Genomic DNA, 19,655 nt, shown 5'->3' with positions numbered 1-19,655 from the left:
GTTAGTAACTGTCAGGGATACAGAATGGTTGGAGTGATCGTGAGCACACAGGTTGTCCCCAGCGACACAATTGATCTGCTCGTCTCGGCGCTGATGGTCCTGGGCTTGAGCCCCGACCCGGCGAAGCCGCTACCGACCGGTGAGCAGTGCGTCACGCACATCGCCGATGGCGTCGGCCGCGAACTGAGCGAGGCGAACCTCGATGCCGTCAGCCTTATCGAGGTGACGAACCCGCCGGAGGCGGCGTATCGATGGCGGCCGGTCCTGGAGGTCGCTCTGAGGTACGCCCTGCCGCCTGCGGCGGCTGTTCAGGTGGAGGCGGCGCGTCGTTACTTGGTCCGCAACTGCGCGGCGCACCCAGGGTGGGAGCAGTCGCAGGCGAGACAGATCGTGGCTCGCCTTGGGGAGAGCTTGAGGCGGGGCCCGCTGCAGCGTTGGCCGCGGGAGAGTCACGGTGACTTCCGCGGCATCGCTACCTGCGTTCCAGGGTGGACGCGGGATGACGGGTTCCCGGCGCTGCAGTCGAGGGCTGACGCATGAGCACCGCTTCGCGGCCGGGCGACTCTCTTCCCGCGACGCTGCAGCGTCGCTTACGGCGTCAGCTGACCATGCTCGTCTTCGTGGGAGCTGCAGGCTTCGCGGGATGGCTTGGTGTGCTCCTGATGCCGATTCTCGATCGGATCGTGTTGGTGGCGCTGCTGGTGGTCGTGTCCTACGCGCTGACGGTTTCGCTCGTCGATTTCTTTCGCCGTGAGTAGGTGATGTCGAGATGGCCAAGCAGACGATCAGCTGGATGCAGGGCGTGCAGGTCACCGTTACTGTCGACGTCAACGAGGGAGAGCTGACACGCTGGGCGGCGACCGTCGACCACGTGCGCACCATCGACGGCGAGATGTCACGCTCCGCTGGCAGCGGTGAGGTATCACGGATGCTCCGGACCAATGAGCACCTGAGGGCCGCGCTGTTGCAGTCCTGGGCGGCCGAGACGGCTCAGGGACGGCAGTGAGGGCGCCCGCACGCGGACGCCCCCACTGCTTCGGTGTTCAGACGAGTCGGGCGACTGGCGGAGAGGCAATATCGAAGGTTGCACTATTCGGCGTGGAATCAGTTTCCGCGCTCGTTACGCCTCCCCGCTCGCAGTTCGTGGACGGCCCTTCATGCGTTGCGCGGGGCGCGCGTGTAATCGAACACGTCGGCGCCAGAGTTCGATCCGATCAGGTGGTACAGGACCCCGTCGTGATCGATCACGGGCTTGGCTGTGCCGTCCGGTTGAAGGGGACACAGGACGGGTCGACCTTCTTTGGTCGGCGTGACGTCTTCGTGCAGCAGTGCGATGTACGTCTCGATCGTCATGCCCTCACGCTAACCCGCCGGGCTGGTGCGTCAGGGGTGCCCCATTCTCTGGTTGAGCGAGCGGTGGCCAAATCGATCACGATCACGCCACCTCAGGAGGTTGCGCCACACTGTTCGTGACCATCACCAGCGACGGTTCGCTGGCATGCGCGGCCGTGACGAACACGCTGGCGGAGGTGATCATCGGACCGTCTCTTCAATGGTGCAAGTACCTATTCAAGCGATGGTTACTCGTCAGTTCTCAGCTCTGGTGTATCAGCCGGTCGCGGTCAGCGAGCGTGCGCAGCCGGTAGTCGACGTCGGAGGACCCTTCGATCGTCACCCACAGGTCGCCCACCGCGCAGTATGCGGCTGAGCCCTGCGGCGCCCGGAATGCGGCGCCTTCATGGTCGCGGCCGTTGATGTGGATGATGGCGGGCGCCCACCTCAGCCTCCTCAGCTCGTCTCGTGCTTGATCGAGGCCGTCGGGGATTGCCTCGGGCGATGGGAGCGGGCCTGTGCGGCTCTCCAGATCGCGGCCGCTGAGCTCGCCCAGCAGCCGCGCCTGCACACGGTCCTCGTGCCCGGCCTCATCGGCGACGGTCGTGATCGAGACGACCGCTGGGGTGTCGGGCTCGTCGTAGAAGCCGACGCTGATGTGCGTGATCCTCTCGGGGGGACCACCCCAACCGGCCAGTCGCACGGTGCCCGGCCAGGACTCGAGCTCGAACAGCGGCAGCTGCGAGGCCAGCAGCCGGTCGCGCTGTTCACGGCGCCGCTCCTCGAAACCTCGCTGCGGGTCGGTTGCGGACAGGATCGCCACGCGCAGGCTCTCGGCTCGCGTTCGTGGACGCCACCAGATCGAGGTGAACGCGACCAGCCACGCGACGACCAGCAGCACGATGGGCGGAAGCCACCACCACACGCCGACCGTGAGCTGCACTACGACACCGACCACGAGGCCGATGCCAGCGGCCACAAGATACAGCAGCGGCGACGGGATGATCAGCCGGTGGCGGGCCAGTGCACGCCAAGCTCGCCACGGCACGGCCCACGGGCGCGGTGTGGTCACCTCCAGGTAGGCGGCCCCACCACGCATCATGCCGCCGCCGTACTTCAGCCACCGCCATACACGCCCGCGCCGTGACGCCCCAGCGAGCGAGGTGTACGTGTACATAACGCCAGTCTACGAACCGGCTGCCCGGGACCTCACGCTCACAACTGAATAGAAGCAGGGTATGTGTTGACGCTAATGGGGTCGGCCAATGGGGGCGGGGAGCGATGAGTGCAATACTCCCGATTCTGGAATATGCTTGACGTTATGACCGCGTTCCTGTCTCAGCCATCGTTCTGGATCCTGACCGCTCTCGCGTCGGGGCGGCGACATGGCTACGAGATTCTCCGGGAGACCAGTGACGCGTCGGGCGGGCGGGTGTCGTTGAAGGTTGCCTCCTTGTATGCGGCTCTGGATCGGCTCGAAGCGGAGGGCGCCATCACACCCGATGGTGAGGAGATCGTCGCGGGCCGTGCCCGACGGTACTTCGTGATCACGGAGCAGGGCGCGGCGCGGTTGTCGGCGGAGGCCGATCTAATGGAGCGGTCTGCGCGTGCGGCCCGGACCCAGCTTGCCGTGCACGGGTTCGCTTACGCGCCTGCCGGGTTGATCGCGTGATGGGCCGCCGGAGACGGGATCCGTTCGAGCGGTTGTTGCGCTGGTACCCGGCATGGTGGCGGCGGGCGAATGGCGCCGTGTTCGTGGACAGTCTGCGTGATCACGCGGATCATGAGCAGCGCGCGGCTCCGTCACCGGGCGACCGGTTCTCCGCGTTCGTGAACGGTGTCGGCCTTCGCCTGGACGCGCGGGTCGCGTTGTGGGCGTCGTTGCTCGCGATCGCGTTGGGTGCGTTGTCGTGGATCGGGCTTCTGGTGGGCGTGAACGGTGGACCCCAGCCCGGTTGGGGGGTGGGGCTTGCGACAACGAGTGTCGCCCCGATGCTGACGGCGATCGGTTTGATCGCGGTCGCCAGACAGCGACGGTGGCTCATCCCACCGCGTGCCCTCCTCATCCTCCCCATCCTCTTGCTAGCCCTGTTGCTAGCCGGGTTGACGCAGTTGTCGTGGGCGTGGGGGTTTCGGCTCGCGGACGCCAACCAGCCGCTGACCGGTCTTGCCGGATGGTGGGGTCTGCTGTTCGTGTCGGCGTGGGTCGTCGGCGCGGCAGGGATCGGATTGGGCGTCGACGGGCTCCTCTACCGAACTCGCTGGCGATGGTTCGCCCGACTTCCTCTGGCCGCATTCACCGGCGTCGTGGCAGCGCCCGCGCTGGGTCTGACCCTCACCACTCCCACGGTGTCGACGGTCATCGCCGCCGTCCTGGCCGTCGCGGCGCTCCGCGCGCTCAGTGGCCGACGCGCCCGAACACTCCCGGTACGCAACGCCGCGAAGAGATCCCGGCCTGCTGACACCCGCAGCACGGTCCTCTGGCTGAGCGCAGTCAGCGGCGTTTTCGGGGCGGTAGGGGTCGCGTACGCACTTACCGGCGCCGGCTGGTCGGCGGGTGCCGTCGATACGACGATCGCGATGAGCCAGGGCATCACGATCCTCCTCGCCGCAGCAATCCCCCTCCTGACGGCCGTCGCGCTGATCGTCCCGACCCGCTACGGGCGAGCAGCAGTCTGGGGACCCCTCGGCCTGGTCACCCTCGCCCTGATCGCGGTCGCGGTCGCCTACGTCTCCGCGCCTGCCGGGTCACAGATGACACTCTGGTTGGGGGTATCGGCTGCGCTGGGCGGCGGAGCTGTCACCTGGTGGAGCATCCCGCGGCTGCGCGGCACCCCTGCCATCCGGGTCGCCGTCAGCGCAGCACTCGGCCTCGCCTATGCGGCACTGTTCGGCATGACCGTCGTCCCCATACTCGCTTTCACCGTCCCCCTCGCCGCGATCACCCTCGCCCTCGTGGTTGGGCGACGAAAACGACCAGACACCCAACTGCGTCGCGTAGAGGCCGCCATGCCCACCGCTTTCCGCACAACGCAAGGATAGAAACGATGCAGTTCGCTGGAGTTCTCCCCGAGGACGCACCCGATCCCCGCTTCGAACGGGAACAGCATCTCAAGGCCATGCCGATCCCTATCTACGAATTCGCAGCGCAGCGCGCTGTTGGCGACACCGACATCGGCGTGAGCTCCGGCACCGATGGGCGCGGCATGAACATGATGACCGCGAGCGTCTCGGCCACACTGTGGCGAAACCCGGACGATAAATCAGACCCGATCAACCTCGCCGACCTCGACGAGCAGACACGTCGATCAATCGAGCAGGTCCCGCCGTGGCCGCGCCCTGCCTGGCTGATCGAGTCAGTAGAGCGCATGCGGTACCCCTCCCTGTGGGAGGCGGTGCAGACCACCTGGCATCGGGACGCGTCCGAGCGCACAACGCTCGCCTACCTTCTCGTTCATCACGCGAACCACATCCTGATGAACCACTTTCGAGAACAGCTCGGACTCAGCCTGCACGATTGGGAGTCGCCCGCGCTGACTACGGAGCGCGCGGTCCGGCATGGAGCGGGGGTTGTCGTCGACGGCACCACGGTGACAGGTGCGGAGATCGACACGGATCCTTTCGTATACGCCATCGGCGCAGAGCTCCCGGGCGGCGGAACACTGACGGTCGTGATCTCGCGCGAGCATCTTCAGTACCTGGACCTCAGGTTCGCGCAACGCCGCGGCCTCTAGCGCAACACAGCCGACTCCCTCTAGTCGACGCGATATTGCGGGCTGCGATATCCCTCAATTTCAGGACGTCACGGTCCCTTAGCGTGTTGAAGGTTCAGCGTCTGTTGTCGAGTGTGTGGCGGAGTCGGCGATAGGCACGGAAATGCTGATGGTGGGCGGCAGTAGAAGCGCCGCGGGCGTTATGGAGTGGGCGCGCATAGATCTGCTGCCGATCATTCAGTCGCTCGATACTCGGGAAGCGCGTCACGAAGGACGGTTCCGTCGTCCAGGGTGAGGTCGTAGAACAGGATCGCTTCCGGTCCGCCTTCGCCGCTCGGTGCGTCGAGGCGCTCGAACATGGGCCCAGGAACCCACGCTGCATATTTGCCGTTGGTGATGGTGGCGACTGCCTCGTCGTCTGCGCCGCGGAGAGTGACTGATGCCACGCCTGCACCGACTGATCCGGAGACCACTGAGAAGACTTGTCCGCCGATGGCGAACTGTCCTTCCATGCCCCTCACGCGATAATGCCGCTGGCGGGATCAGCGAACCCGAGCAGCTTCGGCAGCATGTGCCGGGGCATCCCGGAGCTGACAATGTGGTCGGCGCCGACCATGAGCGGCGGAGGTTCAACGAGCGCGTCCGTTGGCCGGGTGAGGTACACGGTGTACTCGGTGCGAGCTCTGCGCAGAGTGCTGTTGATCACTTTGCTTGCCCTTCCAGCTGGTGGGCAGCGGCGACGATAGCGAGAACACCTTCGAGGTCGGCGCGGCGAGCGAGTCGGATCATGGGCCGGGTGATTTCGACGCTCGGGTCGAGCTTGGAGAGCACGTAGTGGCGTTGGCGCGCCCGGGCTGCTTCCGCGCACGTCGCGAGGTTGCGCGAACCGTGGTTGGGACATCCTCCGCGGCTCTTGCACCCGTCTAGGAACCCCGCCGGCGTGCCGTGCTGGACACGCTCGAGCATGTCGAGGATCTTGCTCATCAGGCGGCCAGTTGCATGTCAGGAGTCGTGGAGAGCTCGGGCACGTGGAGCACGCGCAGCACGGTTCTCGATGTGATGTCGAGCAGCTGAGCCGTCTCTTCGAGGCTGTACCCACGTTCGCGCGCAAGATGAATGGCGAGGTGCCGCTCCTCTCGGGTCAGCCGTACGCGTTCACCGCGCAGGGCGAGGTCGATCGCGACGTCGTCGACGACGGGCTCCTCTTCGACCATGGCAGGTTCGTCGTCGGTGTCGATGTCGTCCCAGGCCATGGGCGGCAGCCACCGATGCGCTCGCGCGTAATCGAGCGCGCCGGTGTAGACCGCCCTGTCGTACCGACTGTCGTGAGGGGCATGGACGCGCCACAGCTGCTCGTACAGCGACGCTGCGGCGTTGTGGAGTTCGGCAGGGATATCGGTCTTGTTGGTGAGGATCCTCGCCATCCTCGATTGGCTGATGCCGAGCATCCTCGCCAACCGGGTCTGCGCCCACCCGAGCGTCCCGAGGGCCTCGACGCGGCGGCGCATACCTCTCGACGAGACCTTCGCCGCCGGAGGAAGGGAGGCCAAGTCTGGGACGACGGCGAGGAGCTTCTCCGCAGTGGAGCGATGGATGCGCGCGGGAGATGCGCCGCGGCCGCGGCCGCCCGTGTTCTTGCTACCGAACCAGATCGCGCGGACGGTGTCTGCGCTCACGCCGGCAGCTGCGGCGATCGCCTTCACCGTCATGCCGTTTCGGAGAAGGACCCCGATGTGGACCTTGACAGGCGCCGCCGACGACATGCCGCAGTCGTACCTGCCGTAGGCGATGAGCTTCTTCCGCTCATAGCAGCGAGTCGTATTCGCGGCGCGGCATTCCGCGCAGCCGCACTTGTGCACCCGGTAGCAGGTCGGCGTGATGCCGTGCTTGTGATCGGGCGGGCAGAGCTTCGTCCTATCCATCCTTCACCCCTCAAGTTGCTTACATTTATGAATGTAAGCCCTACATGATGCCGATGCAACCGGAGGGACGCTCCCTCCTACCTACAAGGGGTGGGTGCACAGGAGGAAAGTCGACAAGTTGCCGGCGTGAGGGTGCGACGAGCTCAGCTGCGGGGCTGTGGGCGGCGCCGGTAGAACCCGTCGACATCGCGGCCGTTGCGCTGATGCGGTGCAACCCAGACCTCGTCTGATCCGCTTTGCGCAGATCCGGGCTGCTCGTCAGCCGAACTCGAAGAAAGAGCAGGTGGCGTAACGCGGTGAGGCGTCGGTGCCGCGGCCACCGCCGGCGTTCGACGGAGGGTCCACTTGCGTGACCACCGGCCGTCGTCGCGCTTCCCTGCGTACTTCTCGACGAGCTCGGGGGCAGCCTCTGGTCGCTGAACGGTGTACCGCTGGAAACTGACGACGTTGGCGTTGGCGTCGGCCACCCGCTTCGCGATGCCGGCGCAGATGGATTGGTCGTCCTGTTCGTAGAGGCCGTCGCTGAACCCTGGCGGCACGGCGCGGCCGCCGAGCCGTTCCACATCGGTGGCGTCAGGCTTCAGGCTTGCCAGGTACTCGGTCCGCCATCGATGCTCGGCGCGCGCCTGCGTCACAGCTTTCGGCCCGTCGACGACGACGAGATCGACTGCGTAGCCGTTCTGCTGCAACATCCGCAGCGTCTCGAAGGCCTTCCTCTCGTTCGCGAGGGTGCCGTCGAGGATCACGTTCTCGCCACGGAGGACAGCGCGGTCCCGCTCCTGCTTCATGAGAAGCGAGGACTCTTCGTGCACCAGGGATGCCCGCTCCCGCGGCGAGAGCACCTCTGTCCCCGGAGGGGCGAGCTCGTGCTCGAGCGTTCCATCTCGCTGGGCGCGCAGGAGCAGATGATCCTTGAAGTCGTCGGCGTTCAGATCCCGCCAGTCTTGTTCGGATGAACCTAGGTCGGCGATCAGTTTCGCGCGCGCCGACGACTTCCCTGCTCCGGGAGGACCGGCGAGGACGATCGCGCGCCGGTCGCGCTTGACATTGGGCCGCTGAGCGCGAAAAGCAGTCCGGATCTCACGGTGAGCTGCGCGGCGCTCCGGCGATGGTCGGATACCGTCGCTGAACCAGCCGGCGTTGTGAACGGTGGAACTGGAGGTATCTGCGGCAAGCGGGCCGCCGGGCGCTCCCAGCTGCTCGAGCAGCCTCTTCCGGGCGTCGAAATCGACCTGGCGATCAGGGGATGCGTCCACCGTTGGCCTCCGTCACGGCGTCGGCGATCTCCTCGTAGAGGTCGTCGTCGATGAAATCGCAGGCAAGCGCCGTGCCGATCTCCTCAAACGAACCGCGCGTGGTCACTGCGGGGTCGTCGAAGGGTGGGGCGATGCGCTCTCGTGCAACGAAGGGGAAGGCCCGCAGCGCGGCAACGAGGTCGGCGCGCGAGATCTCGCCATCGCTGTACTGCCGCGTGAGCTCGAGCGGAGTGGTGGTCATCCTGATCACCTCCTTCTCAACCGTCATCTCCATGCCCCCAGCATACGCCAGGGGTGGTTATATTCGTAAAGGTTCGCTGTGCGGGTCATCGCAATCCCTTCCACCTACAAGGGGTGGAAGGGATTGCGGCAGGTCGACAAAGTCAGGTCAGGATCCCCACCGCGGTGACGATCAGCGCCGCGGCCGCGATCGCAGGGCCATGCGCGTGTGCGGTGCGCCCTCGTCCTGCGGCGATGCGCGCGAGCCGCTCGCCGGCGCTGAGCAATACGGCGAGTGGGACGAGGTAGATGGCGAACCAGCCGGCGAAGACGCTGGCGAATAGAGCGACCGCGCCTGCGAACTTCGCGTCTCCGAACCCAAACCATCCCGCCATGCCCATCAAGGCATAGGCGAGGAAGACCGTGGCGGCCGTGGCGACAGCAACGACGAGGATCCAGAGGTCCGCGGTCGCGATGCTGACTGCGGCCGCCTGCAGGGCGCCTGCAAGGGCGTACGGGCCTGTGTGCCGATTGGGCAACCGTCTCGTACGAACATCGACGACCGCGATCGCAGCGCCGGCAGCGGTGAAGCCGGCCAGGGCGATCCACGGGTATCCCGGGACGCTGGCGAGGGCGAGAACAGCGAGAAGCGTGCCACCGATGGTGGCTCCGACATACTCGCGGAACGGGCTGCGCGAGTGTGCGACCGTGGCCTCTTCGGTCACGGTCATCGGGATTCGACGAGCTTGGCCGGCGCAGAGTCGATCAGCTGCTGGGTGGCCTCATCGAGCTCATAGTCGGGGTCTCCTCCCCCGGGACGGGCGTAGAGCTCGTCGATGACGCGGGAGAACTCGGCGGCGCTGCCGGCGCGCATGGCAGCCTCCAGTTCGAGGCGCCAACCGGCCTCGTTGAGTGGGTCGGCCGACTGGGCGATGCGCGCGGCGAAGCGAGCCTGGTCGAACTCACCTCGCCGGAGCGCACGGTGCGCGAGCTCGTCGGCGGCATCCAGGATCGCAGCGATCATCGCCTCCTCGGCCGGTGCACGCCAGACCCACCATCCCCGTCGATTCGTGGGCGGGGTCAAGGGCTGGCCGCGGACAAGCCGGATCGCCGCGATCAGGTCCTCGTTGGGAGTGGTCTTCAGATCAGGGCCGATCAGGGAGCGGAAGTCGTCCCAATCGCTTCGAATCGCGGGGTGGATAAGGAAGCCAACTTCCTTGCGCCCCTCGGGGAGGAGCTTGTGGCCGCCGGGGTCTGCGCCCATGACGTTCCGAAGGTGCTTCGCGAGCTGGCGAGCGTTGTTGGCATCCGGATCGACCTTGTCTGGCCAGAACGCCTTGTGCAGCTGCGCCCCGGGCACCTGCCCGCCGTGCAGAAGCAGGTAGGCCATCATCTCCGCACCGCGGCCGGGCAGCTTCTCCGGAACATTCAGGACGTCAACGGGTCCGAGCATGCGCACGTAAGGCGCAGGCCAGTCGGGCGCGCTGACCACGAGGGAAGGCGCGACCTCTGTCTCGGCGGCTGCGGTCGCCGGTTCGATGTCCACGTCGGAGATCTCTACCGAGGCGGCGGGCTGAGATGTGCTCGCCCCCTCGTCCTCGACGAGCGCTGTGAGGGCTTCCTCAGCTGCCGGCAGCTCGACGTCGGGCGCCTCCGCGGCTTCGGCCTCCGCTTCGTCGACCGGGAGCTCAGGTGCGATCTCGGCGTCGTCGTCGAGGAGAGCCCGCTCGTCGACGACGTTCTCCGCTGCCAGATCGGCGGCGTGCGGTTCCTGAGCTGTGGTGTCGAAGAGGTTCTGGATCAGCTCGAGCTCATCGCCAGCGAGCAGCTGGGGATGGAATGGGAGCGGTGGGAGTTTTCCGCCAGAGCGGTATTCGGCGGTGGTGCGGTCGGTGATGACGACCGTGGAACCCGCCTCGATCGAGTCGCCGCTTGCGACCGTGGCGATGCCCAGCCGTGGCATATGCGCGACGAGCTCGGCGAGCTCACTCCGTTGCGCCTCAGGCGGCTCCTTGCCGAGGATGACGATGTGCGGCGCCCACGACTCCAGGTCTGTGGCCTTGACCCGCGCCTGGTGGACGTCGTCGACGTCGTACGAGTTCAGAGCAGTGCGACGGTCCTCCATGTCGGCCCGAAGGTTGCGGATCAGAGCCGGAACATCGTCGACGTGCTGCACCCGGAACCGTCCGAGATCGCGGGCGAGTCCGTGAGGCATCCCGACGAGGGTCACCTGGATCTGATCAGACCAGGGGTTCACGGCCAGCTCGACGGCGATGGCGGTGAGAACACCTCGAGCGGTCTCTTCGTCGCCGACGACGTTCAGCGAACCGATCTGCTCGAGGTCGAGGAGGAGAACGCCGCCGGCATCATCCGTGCCGATCGTGGTGAGCGCGGGGTATGGCGACACGGTCGGTCGCATCGGCGGCTGCGCCCGACCAGGTCGTACGACCCAAGCCGTGCGGTCGGGGTGGGCCGCCTCGAAAGGCTCCGGCAAGTCTGCGGGCTCGGTCAGGTAGATGGCGATCTCATCGTCGGCCAGGCGAACGGCGAGAAGTTCGGGGAGCGCTGCGCCCGTGTCCTCAGCCCAGGCCTGCAGTCCTCGCAGCGCATTGTCGATGTCTTCGACGCCGATGGGGTTCTCGACCAGACGCAGCTCGAGTTCCAGGTCAGCCGCAGCCTGGCTGGGCATCGCGATTCGTTCGCCCGCGAGACGCTTCCGTCGCTGCCGTAGTCGCCTCGCCCCAAGCGCGGCGAGTAGACCCGCGACGAGCAGCCCCACTGCTCCCCCGACCGTCGCGAGAGGCACCGAGTAATCTGCATCGGAGGCGTCATCCTGCAGGGCATCGCTGGTAGTCGACTCGTCCTGCGCGGCGGGCAGATCGGCCGAGTCTGTCTCCTGCTGGAGGCCTTGATCTCCTGTCGCGCCGCCAACAGCCCCACCCGATCCTCCTGCACCGCCGGATCCGGCGCCGCCTGACCCATCGACGCCGACATCCCCGGCCCCGGTAGATCCAGTGACAGAGTCGCCCGGAGCTGCCGGAGCCGGCGGATCGGGTGCCGGCGACGGCGGGGCTTCCTCCACCTGGACATTCGGGACAGCCAGTGTCCACCCGGTGATGATCAGGTCCGGGTCACTCAGCGCGCGCCCGTCCGCCTGCGTGACCCCGCGATTCGCTTCGAAGATCTCCGGGTAACGCTGCCCATCCCCGTAGTACTTCTCCGCCAGATCCCAGAGGGTGTCTCCGCGAACGACGTTGTGGTCGACAGTGACGTTTTTGATGATGGGCACGGCGTCCTGCGTCGCCGTGACCGCGGGCGCGACAGGCGCCGATACCTCCGCGGCCTGCTCGAGGGGTACAGGTTCGGCCTGCGACCAGGTCGTGGCCGTCGCGTGGGTCGGCTCGGCGGCGACCGCGGGCGTAGCCGCACCGCCCAGCGCACCGAATCCGGTGAGCATCACCGCGACCGCTGCGACGAGGGATGCAGCCATGCGCTGTTGCCCTCGGAACGCACCAACTCTCTTCCGGGTCTGACGCCCCGACAGCCCTGCGCCGATCTCCAAGAGCAGCGGGCCCGCGAAAGCCAGCCACGCGAGCCAGCACAAAAGCGGCAGCACCTTCGTCGTCAGGATCACGTATCCGTAGTCGGGCGTGAGGGAGAAGATCGCCTGCCACTGCGCCGAGGTAGGAAGCGGATTCCCCGCGATGAGGACGAGGAGGACCGGCACGCCGACGAGGATCGCGCCGATCACGATCAGGGCACCCAGGCCTCGCAACAGTTTCGCCACGTCGTCGCCTTTCCGTCAGCCAGACTGTTCAGTCACCGTAGTTGGCGGTGTTGACAGACTGGAGCTCGCCCACACGCACCTGGGCTGTCGAGGTGGTCATGGGCATCGCGATGTTCCCGCTCTCCCCTCCGCCGGTCCATTCGACGACCCACGAGGTCGACGCGGACACGGTGAACGTGCCAGAGCCGGACGTCCGCTGGTAACGGAATCCGCAGGTCGGTGAATCGACAGCCAGCTGATCGGCCATGGCTGCAGCGTTGAATGGCGTACCCACACCGCAGTTGATGGTCTGGCCGTCACCGGAAGACCACGTCAGCGAGCGAACACCCGCTGTCGCAGTGACGGTCACTCCCCCGTACGTCGCGGTGCGAGACAGGGGCCCCCAGCTGCTCTCCGAAGTGCCATCAACCCACAGCCACACGGGGATCCCGACCCACGTGCGCCGATACGCCGCGGCGCCTATCGGATCGTCGGAGTGGACCTTGCTCTCAGGCGCCATGCCGATCGTAATCGGCTGCAGCGTGAAGGTACGCACCAGCATTCCCGCTGCCTGGGCCGGCGTGTACCTGCTGATTCCGGGAGGTGGAGCGTCCTGCCAGGCAGAAACGAGAAAGACGTTGGACGTCTCGCCTGGAGGGACATAGGGAGCGCAGTAGTAGTACGCGCCCACGTTCGGGCTCTTGCCGTTCGGCGCCGGCCGCTGCGGATCGTCGAGGGTCCAGTAACACTGTTGCGAGTTGGACCACCAGTTGGAGCCGGTCGAGCACGGGACCTCCTGCGCCTCGTAGACGGTCCCCCCATTTCCGAACCGGTCGCCGCCGAAAGTCCCGCCGTTCCACACACATGTTGACGGTCCAGGCGTGAAGCCAACTGGGCCGGTCGATCCATCGCCAGAGCCCGGGTTTCCCGGTTGCTCGATCTCGATGTCGCACTGCTGGTGGCCCTCTTCGTCGATCCAGCAAGAGTCCGCCGAGGCCGGCAAGGGATGGATCAGCAGAGCTACGCAGACCAGAAGCGCGATCGCGACGGCCGATGCGACGTATCTGAGCTGTTGCCGCCCGATCAACATGTCGGTGCACCATCCTTCCCCGTCAGTGACGCCGACTCCTGGACCAGCCAGATGTGCTCGTTCTGCTCGTAGACCATCGTCCATTGGCGCGGGAACGAACCCTTCTGGATCGCAGGAGGGGTCTGGCCCGCAGGGACCTCCATGTTCCAGCCCGAGTTGTCTCCGCAGCCGTAGATGATTGCGGCTCCAAACTCGAACTTTTCCCCCGTCGCTGCGTTGGTCGTCTGCGAGGCATAGGACATGGCGTCGTTGGTCGTCCAGGTGGTGGGGCTTCCGGTCTTGTGCCAGCCGTTCTCGAGGTTGTAAGCCACCGTGTCACTGATGACCTTCTGCTCCGCACCGCCCTGAACGAGGAATCCCCCTAGATACTCCACGCCCAAGTCGGGATTCTCATCAACAGCGAACGACGCCACTAGGTAGTTCTCGATTGCCTTCGTCGCCGAGGTGATCGCTTCTTGCTGAGTCGTCGGTGCTGGGACCGGATCCTGGACGGGAGCCGCACCTGCAGTTGCGGTTGGGCTCGGGGACTCCGAGGTGGTCGGTGAGACTGTGGCGCTGCCCGTGGGGTCGGTGGGCGCGGTCGGGGTGCAGGCCGCCATCGCGATGGCGGCCGCGACCAGGAGGGTGATCGTGGCGGTCGTCTTGGAGGTCTTCATGCGTGGTTCCTAGTCGTCGATGAGTGCAGCGGATCCGGTGGCCTGGACGGGTAGGGGTCCGATCATCCAGAGGATACGTGGGGCGTATGCCATGTCGACGGTGACGAAGACCTCGTTGCCGTTGACGGTGACGGTGCCGGTGGCGCCGGCTGCGGTGATGTAGTTCTCTGCGGCCGCGACGGCCGCGGGGATGGAAAGGTCGAAGGCGTCGCCGTTGACGGAGGTGCCGGTCGCTGCGTTGGTTCCTGCTCGAGCTGCTGATTGGGCGACGGTGAGGGCTTGCTGGAAGGTCTGTGTCTTGCCCTGTCCGTCGACGACGATTCCGGCGATGAAGATGAGGGCGACGAAGAAGCCGAGCCACATGGGAACGTACTTCATTGGGTCACCTCTCTCGGTAGGGGTCGACGGGGCTGCTGGCGGTTTTGGTGATTGTGACCGAGCCGGGTACTCCTGGGAAGGAGATGTCGGAGGTTGCAATCGTGCAGGTCACGGTGGCGGTGACGGTGCCGGTTTGGCCGATGCCTGTGCTGAGGCCGTTGCCGCCGATCTCGACGTCCAGGTCGATGCAAGTGACGTTGCCGCCGAGCGCTGTGGCGGCGGCGGCTTGCGCGTGGGGCACCGCTTCTTCGACGGTTCGGGAGATCGAGGCGTCTCGGGCGGCTGCGTATGCAGCGGCTTGGATGGTGTTGGCTGCGGCACCGCCGCGGCCAACGCAGATGATCAGTCCGAAGAGCGTCACTGCGGCGAGGGCGAGAATGGTCCACCCGGGGAGGTCGTCGAGATCTCCGGACTCATCGTGGATGATGTGGCGGATCGTCTTCATGGTGCCGGCACCCATCGTTCGATCGGTCCGGTGAGGGTGCGCTCGATGGCCGGGAGGGTGAGCCCGGGGATGAGGGAGACGGGCTGGCCGGTGACGGTGACTGTCACTGTGTCGACGGTGCGGTTGATGGTGACGTTCGTTCCGGTGAGGAAGCCGGTTCCGTCGAGGAGCTGGTTGGCACTGGCGATGCCAGCGGCGGAGTCGGATTCATAGGCGCGGGCGACGGTGTAGGCCGCTTGCGTGGCGACGTTGGCCGCGTCGTTGCCGAGATACCAGGTGCCCAGTTGTAGGCCCAGCAGCACCAGCAGGACGCTGAAGAAGGCGAGGATGGGCGTGGATGCCATCCCGTCTTCTTTGGCCAGCGTCCTGCTGGTGCGTCGGAGCCAGTTGCGCATCGTGCGATCAGAATCCGTTGAGGCGGTCCTGGATGTAGCTCTGACCCCAGGTGAACAGCATGGTCGCGATCGCGATCGCCGCGGCTCCGCCGACCGTGATCCAGATCGCCTTCCAGGCTGCGTCGTCGAGTCCCGATTCGGGCTCGTCGGTGAGACGGTCGATGCCATCACGGACCCGGGCTTGGGTGACGATGACGGCCTTGGTGACCTTGTCGCTGATGGTACTCATTGGTGTTCCTTTCGGTGTGGGTGGTGCTCAGAGGGTGGTCAGTTGGAGGACGGAGGGAACGATCATGAGGGCCATGATCGGGATGAGAGTGCAGAAGACGGGGATGTCCATCTTGCTGGTGACCCTCTCGGCAGCATCTTTGTCGCTGGCTGCGACTTGCGCTCGGAGCATGTCGCAGGCGGGGAGCAGTTGCTCGCGGAGGCCGACGCGTGCTTCGGAGAGACGCATCGTTCTGGCCATGTCGATCAGCGCGGGTACTCCGACGCTGACTCCGAGCCGCTCGAGGGCATCCCATTTGCTGGTGCGAGTGAGCTCAGCGGCTTGGTACTCGCGGCGGATGCGTCGGAAGACCCAGGAGTCGGAGACGGACGCTGCGGACATCAGCGCGGCGTCGGCGGTGGTGTTGCCGAGGAGCGCGACGGCGACCAGCTGCAGGTAGACGGTCACGAACCGGGTGAACTCGCGGCGGGCTTCCTTTGCCTTGGTGCGCACGCTCGAGTCGGGGATGATCCAGAACACGAACGCGAGAATGGGGCAGAACAGCAACGGCAGCGGAAAGCTGAGGCCGGCGATTTGAAGGAGGGCTGCGAAGCCGAGCGGGATGCAGAATCCGATTGCCGCCATCTTCAGTTTGTCGGCGTAGAACTGCGCGACGGGGATCTCGAGGAGGTCGAGCTCTGCGGTCGGCGCGGTGAAGAAGGGGATGGCGGGGGCGCGTCGGGACACCCAGGCGCCGGCCTTGTCCCAGCCGGCGAGGGCTTTGGAGGGTGTCGCGTTGGGGATGGATACTTCCCCGAGCCGGGTGAGCGCGTCCCCGGCGCGGATGGTGCGGGGGGCATAGTGCAGGAGAAGCAGTGCCAGGCCGGCGCCGGCGATCAGGCCGGGGATGGTGGCGAGGAGAACCGGGTTCATTGTTCGACCTCCGCGGCGGTGGAGCTGAGAACGATCCGCGGCTCGGGGCGGACCCTGGTTTGAGATTTCGCCCAGACGAGGATGAGCACGAAGATGCCGATGATCACCAGGAGCGCGATCTGCCCGATCGGGGTGCGGTAGAAGGCGATCGTGGGGGTCTGGGAGAACACGACCAGCCCAGCGAGGACGATCCCGACGATGCCGGTCATGATCTGCATGGTCCGGCGCGGCTTCTCACGCTCGTTGAAGATCTCCATGCGCTGCTTGGCCTGGACGGCGAGGGTGTCGGCGACGCCGGAGAGCGCGCGGGCGAGACCACCGCTGTTGAACTGGGCGGCTTGGATCAGGTAGATCGTGACCTCGTCGACATAGGCGCTGTCGAGCTCGTCGGCGAACGCTTTGAAGGCTTCGGCTGCCGACCATGAGGTGGACATGCGGGCGTGCAGACGGTCGACGGCGGAGCGGAGCAGGGGCGGGGTTGCGCCTCGGGTGATGCCGATGACCTCGCGGAGGGTGTACTTGCCGGTCTCGGCGGTGGAGGCCAGCGAGCGGGCCCAGGCTTCCAGCGCCAGGATGAGCTGCTGTTCGCGGGTGTCCTGCTTGCCGAGAAGCAGCGGGAGACCGACGATCGCGGCGGGGATGACGACCAGGAGCAGCGGGATTGCAGTGAACAGGGCAGCCACGAGTCCGACGGCGGCGCCGATGAGTAGTCGCGTCCGGGTGGGACGGCTGACGTGACGCCACCGCTGAGCAAGGGTGGCCTGCGTCTTGGCGCGCTTGGGGGCTTTCTCCGGTGCGGGGCGGAAGTAGGCGACGACCATCACGATGCCGGCGAACAGGATGGCCCCGGCGATTGCTGCGGGAAGGATCATCAGAACTCCCAGGGGATTCCGTTGACGCGGCTGGCGCGGGAAAGCATGGGCAGCAGCTTGAGGTTGCTGGGCTTCTCGGGTTCGAAGTAGGTGTCGTGGTCCCAGTCCCACTGGAACAGCTTCGATGCCATGGGTTCGCCTCGGTCGTTGGGCACGACCTCGGCGACTTCGGACACGATGCGGGTGCGGCTGCCGTCGGGGTTTTCGATGAAGTCGAGGTAGATGATGATGTCGATGCTGCGCAGGATCTGGCGGAGCGGGACGGTGTCGGTCGCGAGCCCGTACTCGCTCATGAGCATGTCGGCGAAGCGGTGGATGGCGTCGTCGGCGCTGCGGGCGTGGATGGTGGACACGGATCCGCGTCCGGCCTGCATGGCTTTCATCGCCCACCCAGATTCGGGACCGCGCATCTCGCCGAACAGGATGCGCTGGGCGGAGGAGCGCAGGGATTCGTAGAACGCGTCGGCGAGGCTGTAGGAGGCGGTCACGTCGCTGCCGGCGAACATTGCGGGGCTGTACTGGAGATCCTGCACCTGCGAGTGGCGGGGACCCTTGTTCAGGTAGAGCTCGCGCTCGGTTTCGATGGTGACGATCTTCTCTTCCCAGGGGACGGTCGCCATCCATGCACGGAGGAAGGTGGTCTTTCCGGTTCCGGGGTATCCGGCGATGAGCGCGGAGCAGTTGGCTCGGGCAGCGAGGGTGAGGAGGGTCCTCATCTTCGCGGTGAGCGTGTTCTTGCCGACCAGGTCGTCGAGGTCCACGTCGACGAGGTTGTGCTTGCGGATGGTGAGGTTGGGGACGCTGGTGTTGGGGACGCCGGTGGCGGAGAGCCGGGCGCCTCCGATGTCGAGGTCGAGGTGTCCGCCGGGACGGGAGAAGTTGCGTCCACGCCAGGAGGCGATATCGGACACCATCTGCTCGAGGTCGGCGCCGTGTTCTGCCAGGGCGGGCCGCTGTTCGCGGCGGCCCGTGGTCTTGGTGACCATGACGTTGTCGTGGCCGACGACGCTGACGTCCTCCACTTCGGGTTCGCGCAAGTACTGCTGCAGCCGCCCGTACCGGAAGACGTTGTCGAAGACGGCCTGGACGTGTTGGGCGCGTTTGCGGGGGCTCCACTCGTTATCGCTTCCGAGGTTGACCACCCGCCATTCCGCGTGGCGACCGACCATCCGGGTCATCTCTCCCAGCGACTGCTCTTCGAACGGGGTTTCTGGACCTGCGGGTGCGGTCGCGACGTCGAACTCGGCGCGGGTGCGTCCGGCTCCGTCTTCGTTCAGGGTGAGCTGCTTGGTGAGGGTGTCGACCACGGTCCAGTCGACGTCCTCGAGGAAGTTCTCCACGACGGTGACCGGCGCGACGCTCGCCGCGCGTCTGGTCGTCGGGGTAGGTGGGGTGGTCATCTGGTAGTTGTCGGGAAGTACTGCCGCGGTGGGCTCAGATGGTAGAGGGTGTTCATCTTCGGTGACGCGGTGCAGGTGGGTGCGGCCGGTGGCCGCCGCCAACAGGTGCGGGTTCTCTGCCGCAGCGTTGCCGCGCGGGATGGTCTGCGGCGAGGGCGCGGTCAGCATGTCGCCCAGGAAGGGGCGGGTGCTGATCTGCACCTCGGGGACGGATTCGTCGCTCATGTCAGCTGGCGCTCCGATCGAGGTCGCTGTATCCGATGATGGTGCTCAGCCCGGCGATGACGCTGCGGATCTTCTGCCTGTACGCGTTGCGGTTGGGCTTGGGGTCTGGGCGCCCCACCGAGAAGGTCGCGGCCCCTTGAGGGTCGAACGGGAGTGTCGCGAGGACGGGAAGAGTGTTGGCGGCGAAGTCGGATGCCGGGATCTGCTCTGCCGGCGCTTCGTTGAGGAGGAGGAGGAACTTCTCCGCGTTCCCGACGCTCACACCGACGCGTTGGGTCAGGTCTGTTCCTTCGAGGCGGCGGTACAGACGGTTCAGGTCGACCATCGTGGAGTTCGCACAGATCAGGACGCGATCTGAGGTATCGATCAGGGGAAGGCGAACGTCGTCTCGGCCGAGGCGACCGAGGTCGATGATGACGTCGATGCCGGCTTCGGAGAGGGAGCGGAGCAGCTCAGGAAGCCGGACCCAGAGTCCGCTGACCCCGTCGGCGATCCCGAGGTGGAAGAACCCGGGGACGATCCAGAGCTTGTGACCGGCGGCGATGGTGGGGATGGGGGCAGCCTTGATCGGGGGGAGCTCGTGCACGGCGATCGCGAGGAACCGTTCGGGGTCGAGGAGGTCCTCCCGGGTCAGGACGCCGCGGCTGTAAGCGAGCTGTAGCTTGTCGATGCCGCCGAGCTCAGGGAGCAGATTGGATCGGAAGAATCCGGGCATGGCGCTGGTGACGGCGTTCGTGTCGGCTTCGATGACAACGACGGGACGCGGCCAGTGGACGCCGAGGGCGAGGGCGGCGGTGCTGACCCCTGGGGATCCGCTGACGCTTGTGAGCGTGATGACGGCCACG

Annotated in this window: 26 protein-coding genes; 6 read left to right on the top strand and 20 right to left on the bottom strand. The window is 66.3% G+C overall.

The window, feature by feature from the left end:
• The first annotated feature begins 33 nt into the window (after positions 1-33).
• From L0965_RS16325 to L0965_RS16315, 3 genes are read left to right on the top strand one after another with little or no spacing between them, the layout of a single operon-like run.
• Positions 34-540, top strand: coding sequence for a hypothetical protein (locus L0965_RS16325; protein ID WP_234058080.1), 507 nt, complete (start codon positions 34-36; stop codon positions 538-540).
• Positions 537-758, top strand: coding sequence for a hypothetical protein (locus L0965_RS16320; RefSeq protein WP_234058079.1), 222 nt, complete (start codon positions 537-539; stop codon positions 756-758). The genes L0965_RS16325 and L0965_RS16320 overlap by 4 nt, the downstream gene beginning before the upstream one ends.
• 11 nt (positions 759-769) lie before the next feature.
• Positions 770-1,006, top strand: a complete 237-nt coding sequence (locus L0965_RS16315; protein ID WP_234058078.1) for a hypothetical protein — start codon at positions 770-772, stop codon at positions 1,004-1,006.
• Positions 1,007-1,155: 149 nt separating this feature from the next.
• On the opposite strand, the gene L0965_RS16310 is transcribed toward L0965_RS16315, so the two are convergent.
• Both L0965_RS16310 and L0965_RS16305 read right to left on the bottom strand, forming a co-directional pair.
• Complete coding sequence (locus L0965_RS16310) at positions 1,156-1,353, bottom strand: hypothetical protein (RefSeq protein ID WP_234058077.1); 198 nt, start codon at positions 1,351-1,353, stop codon at positions 1,156-1,158.
• A 241-nt stretch (positions 1,354-1,594) separates the two neighbouring features.
• The gene (locus tag L0965_RS16305) at positions 1,595-2,509 is read right to left on the bottom strand and encodes a hypothetical protein (protein WP_234058076.1); all 915 of its coding nucleotides are present in this window, start codon (positions 2,507-2,509) and stop codon (positions 1,595-1,597) included.
• Positions 2,510-2,653: 144 nt separating this feature from the next.
• Here L0965_RS16305 and L0965_RS16300 point away from each other — a divergent pair, with 144 nt between their 5' ends.
• The 3 genes from L0965_RS16300 to L0965_RS16290 all read left to right on the top strand — a co-directional run bounded on the left by L0965_RS16300 (position 2,654) and on the right by L0965_RS16290 (position 5,066).
• Positions 2,654-3,004 (top strand): PadR family transcriptional regulator, encoded by a 351-nt coding sequence (locus L0965_RS16300; protein ID WP_234058075.1) that lies wholly within the window; start codon positions 2,654-2,656, stop codon positions 3,002-3,004.
• 320 nt (positions 3,005-3,324) lie between these two features.
• Positions 3,325-4,374, top strand: a complete 1,050-nt coding sequence (locus tag L0965_RS16295) for a hypothetical protein (RefSeq protein ID WP_234058074.1) — start codon at positions 3,325-3,327, stop codon at positions 4,372-4,374.
• Positions 4,375-4,379: 5 nt separating this feature from the next.
• Positions 4,380-5,066 carry a hypothetical protein gene (locus L0965_RS16290; protein ID WP_234058073.1) on the top strand — a complete coding sequence of 229 codons (687 nt, stop codon included), beginning with the start codon at positions 4,380-4,382 and terminating at the stop codon, positions 5,064-5,066.
• Positions 5,067-5,278: 212 nt separating this feature from the next.
• Here L0965_RS16290 and L0965_RS16285 read toward each other — a convergent pair whose 3' ends face one another.
• From L0965_RS16285 to L0965_RS16200, 18 genes are all read right to left on the bottom strand, one after another.
• Positions 5,279-5,557, bottom strand: a complete 279-nt coding sequence (locus L0965_RS16285) for a hypothetical protein (protein ID WP_234058072.1) — start codon at positions 5,555-5,557, stop codon at positions 5,279-5,281.
• Between the two features lie 5 nt (positions 5,558-5,562).
• Positions 5,563-5,751 carry a hypothetical protein gene (locus L0965_RS16280; RefSeq protein WP_234058071.1) on the bottom strand — a complete coding sequence of 63 codons (189 nt, stop codon included), beginning with the start codon at positions 5,749-5,751 and terminating at the stop codon, positions 5,563-5,565.
• Positions 5,748-6,029, bottom strand: a complete 282-nt coding sequence (locus L0965_RS16275; protein WP_234058070.1) for a hypothetical protein — start codon at positions 6,027-6,029, stop codon at positions 5,748-5,750. The genes L0965_RS16280 and L0965_RS16275 overlap by 4 nt, the downstream gene beginning before the upstream one ends.
• Complete coding sequence (locus L0965_RS16270) at positions 6,029-6,967, bottom strand: helix-turn-helix domain-containing protein (protein WP_234058069.1); 939 nt, start codon at positions 6,965-6,967, stop codon at positions 6,029-6,031. The genes L0965_RS16275 and L0965_RS16270 overlap by 1 nt, the downstream gene beginning before the upstream one ends.
• Positions 6,968-7,110: 143 nt before the next feature.
• Positions 7,111-8,223 (bottom strand): zeta toxin family protein, encoded by a 1,113-nt coding sequence (locus L0965_RS16265; RefSeq protein ID WP_234058068.1) that lies wholly within the window; start codon positions 8,221-8,223, stop codon positions 7,111-7,113.
• Positions 8,207-8,497, bottom strand: coding sequence for a hypothetical protein (locus L0965_RS16260; RefSeq protein WP_234058067.1), 291 nt, complete (start codon positions 8,495-8,497; stop codon positions 8,207-8,209). The genes L0965_RS16265 and L0965_RS16260 overlap by 17 nt, the downstream gene beginning before the upstream one ends.
• Positions 8,498-8,606: 109 nt before the next feature.
• Complete coding sequence (locus L0965_RS16255; RefSeq protein WP_234058066.1) at positions 8,607-9,173, bottom strand: prepilin peptidase; 567 nt, start codon at positions 9,171-9,173, stop codon at positions 8,607-8,609.
• Entirely contained in the window at positions 9,170-12,229 is a 3,060-nt protein-coding gene (locus tag L0965_RS16250; protein WP_234058065.1) for a LysM peptidoglycan-binding domain-containing protein, read from the bottom strand. Before L0965_RS16250 ends, L0965_RS16255 begins: the two co-directional genes overlap by 4 nt.
• Before the next feature lie 28 nt (positions 12,230-12,257).
• A complete protein-coding gene (locus L0965_RS16245) occupies positions 12,258-13,298 on the bottom strand; it encodes a hypothetical protein (RefSeq protein ID WP_234058064.1) in 1,041 nt (346 codons plus the stop codon).
• Positions 13,292-13,954 carry a hypothetical protein gene (locus L0965_RS16240; RefSeq protein ID WP_234058063.1) on the bottom strand — a complete coding sequence of 221 codons (663 nt, stop codon included), beginning with the start codon at positions 13,952-13,954 and terminating at the stop codon, positions 13,292-13,294. Before L0965_RS16240 ends, L0965_RS16245 begins: the two co-directional genes overlap by 7 nt.
• Before the next feature lie 9 nt (positions 13,955-13,963).
• Positions 13,964-14,332 (bottom strand): DUF3060 domain-containing protein, encoded by a 369-nt coding sequence (locus tag L0965_RS16235; protein WP_234058062.1) that lies wholly within the window; start codon positions 14,330-14,332, stop codon positions 13,964-13,966.
• A gap of 4 nt (positions 14,333-14,336) precedes the next feature.
• Positions 14,337-14,792 carry a hypothetical protein gene (locus L0965_RS16230; RefSeq protein WP_234058061.1) on the bottom strand — a complete coding sequence of 152 codons (456 nt, stop codon included), beginning with the start codon at positions 14,790-14,792 and terminating at the stop codon, positions 14,337-14,339.
• Positions 14,774-15,121: a hypothetical protein gene (locus tag L0965_RS16225; RefSeq protein WP_234058060.1), complete on the bottom strand. Its 348-nt coding sequence runs from the start codon at positions 15,119-15,121 to the stop codon at positions 14,774-14,776. Before L0965_RS16225 ends, L0965_RS16230 begins: the two co-directional genes overlap by 19 nt.
• A 58-nt stretch (positions 15,122-15,179) precedes the next feature.
• Positions 15,180-15,401, bottom strand: coding sequence for a hypothetical protein (locus L0965_RS16220; RefSeq protein WP_234058059.1), 222 nt, complete (start codon positions 15,399-15,401; stop codon positions 15,180-15,182).
• A gap of 27 nt (positions 15,402-15,428) precedes the next feature.
• Positions 15,429-16,313 carry a hypothetical protein gene (locus tag L0965_RS16215; RefSeq protein WP_234058058.1) on the bottom strand — a complete coding sequence of 295 codons (885 nt, stop codon included), beginning with the start codon at positions 16,311-16,313 and terminating at the stop codon, positions 15,429-15,431.
• The gene (locus tag L0965_RS16210; protein ID WP_234058057.1) at positions 16,310-17,185 is read right to left on the bottom strand and encodes a type II secretion system F family protein; all 876 of its coding nucleotides are present in this window, start codon (positions 17,183-17,185) and stop codon (positions 16,310-16,312) included. The genes L0965_RS16215 and L0965_RS16210 overlap by 4 nt, the downstream gene beginning before the upstream one ends.
• A complete protein-coding gene (locus L0965_RS16205; protein ID WP_234058056.1) occupies positions 17,185-18,810 on the bottom strand; it encodes an ATPase, T2SS/T4P/T4SS family in 1,626 nt (541 codons plus the stop codon). The genes L0965_RS16210 and L0965_RS16205 overlap by 1 nt, the downstream gene beginning before the upstream one ends.
• Position 18,811: 1 nt before the next feature.
• A complete protein-coding gene (locus L0965_RS16200) occupies positions 18,812-19,654 on the bottom strand; it encodes a hypothetical protein (RefSeq protein ID WP_234058055.1) in 843 nt (280 codons plus the stop codon).
• Between the last annotated feature and the right edge of the window lies 1 nt (position 19,655).

It is taken from the genome of Microbacterium sp. NFH-22A-Y (assembly GCF_021401375.1).
GTDB classification, from domain to species: Bacteria; Actinomycetota; Actinomycetes; order Actinomycetales; family Microbacteriaceae; genus Microbacterium; species Microbacterium hominis.
Note: the sequence above shows the minus strand (reverse complement) of the source record. Positions and strands in the feature narration are given on the sequence as shown.

Bases quoted from the DNA above. Each gene is read 5' to 3' on its own strand.
- L0965_RS16215 (WP_234058058.1), bottom strand. From the start codon at position 16,313: ATGAACCCGGTTCTCCTCGCCACCATCCCCGGCCTGATCGCCGGCGCC.
- L0965_RS16315 (WP_234058078.1), top strand. From the start codon at position 770: ATGGCCAAGCAGACGATCAGCTGGATGCAGGGCGTGCAGGTCACCGTT.
- L0965_RS16220 (WP_234058059.1), bottom strand. From the start codon at position 15,401: ATGAGTACCATCAGCGACAAGGTCACCAAGGCCGTCATCGTCACCCAA.
- L0965_RS16225 (WP_234058060.1), bottom strand. From the start codon at position 15,121: ATGGCATCCACGCCCATCCTCGCCTTCTTCAGCGTCCTGCTGGTGCTG.
- L0965_RS16245 (WP_234058064.1), bottom strand. From the start codon at position 13,298: ATGTTGATCGGGCGGCAACAGCTCAGATACGTCGCATCGGCCGTCGCG.
- L0965_RS16255 (WP_234058066.1), bottom strand. From the start codon at position 9,173: ATGACCGTGACCGAAGAGGCCACGGTCGCACACTCGCGCAGCCCGTTC.
- L0965_RS16305 (WP_234058076.1), bottom strand. From the start codon at position 2,509: ATGTACACGTACACCTCGCTCGCTGGGGCGTCACGGCGCGGGCGTGTA.
- L0965_RS16320 (WP_234058079.1), top strand. From the start codon at position 537: ATGAGCACCGCTTCGCGGCCGGGCGACTCTCTTCCCGCGACGCTGCAG.
- L0965_RS16270 (WP_234058069.1), bottom strand. From the start codon at position 6,967: ATGGATAGGACGAAGCTCTGCCCGCCCGATCACAAGCACGGCATCACG.
- L0965_RS16205 (WP_234058056.1), bottom strand. From the start codon at position 18,810: ATGAGCGACGAATCCGTCCCCGAGGTGCAGATCAGCACCCGCCCCTTC.
- L0965_RS16275 (WP_234058070.1), bottom strand. From the start codon at position 6,029: ATGAGCAAGATCCTCGACATGCTCGAGCGTGTCCAGCACGGCACGCCG.
- L0965_RS16240 (WP_234058063.1), bottom strand. From the start codon at position 13,954: ATGAAGACCTCCAAGACGACCGCCACGATCACCCTCCTGGTCGCGGCC.
- L0965_RS16300 (WP_234058075.1), top strand. From the start codon at position 2,654: ATGACCGCGTTCCTGTCTCAGCCATCGTTCTGGATCCTGACCGCTCTC.
- L0965_RS16235 (WP_234058062.1), bottom strand. From the start codon at position 14,332: ATGAAGTACGTTCCCATGTGGCTCGGCTTCTTCGTCGCCCTCATCTTC.
- L0965_RS16290 (WP_234058073.1), top strand. From the start codon at position 4,380: ATGCAGTTCGCTGGAGTTCTCCCCGAGGACGCACCCGATCCCCGCTTC.
- L0965_RS16230 (WP_234058061.1), bottom strand. From the start codon at position 14,792: ATGGGTGCCGGCACCATGAAGACGATCCGCCACATCATCCACGATGAG.
- L0965_RS16295 (WP_234058074.1), top strand. From the start codon at position 3,325: ATGCTGACGGCGATCGGTTTGATCGCGGTCGCCAGACAGCGACGGTGG.
- L0965_RS16210 (WP_234058057.1), bottom strand. From the start codon at position 17,185: ATGATCCTTCCCGCAGCAATCGCCGGGGCCATCCTGTTCGCCGGCATC.
- L0965_RS16285 (WP_234058072.1), bottom strand. From the start codon at position 5,557: ATGGAAGGACAGTTCGCCATCGGCGGACAAGTCTTCTCAGTGGTCTCC.
- L0965_RS16260 (WP_234058067.1), bottom strand. From the start codon at position 8,497: ATGGAGATGACGGTTGAGAAGGAGGTGATCAGGATGACCACCACTCCG.
- L0965_RS16310 (WP_234058077.1), bottom strand. From the start codon at position 1,353: ATGACGATCGAGACGTACATCGCACTGCTGCACGAAGACGTCACGCCG.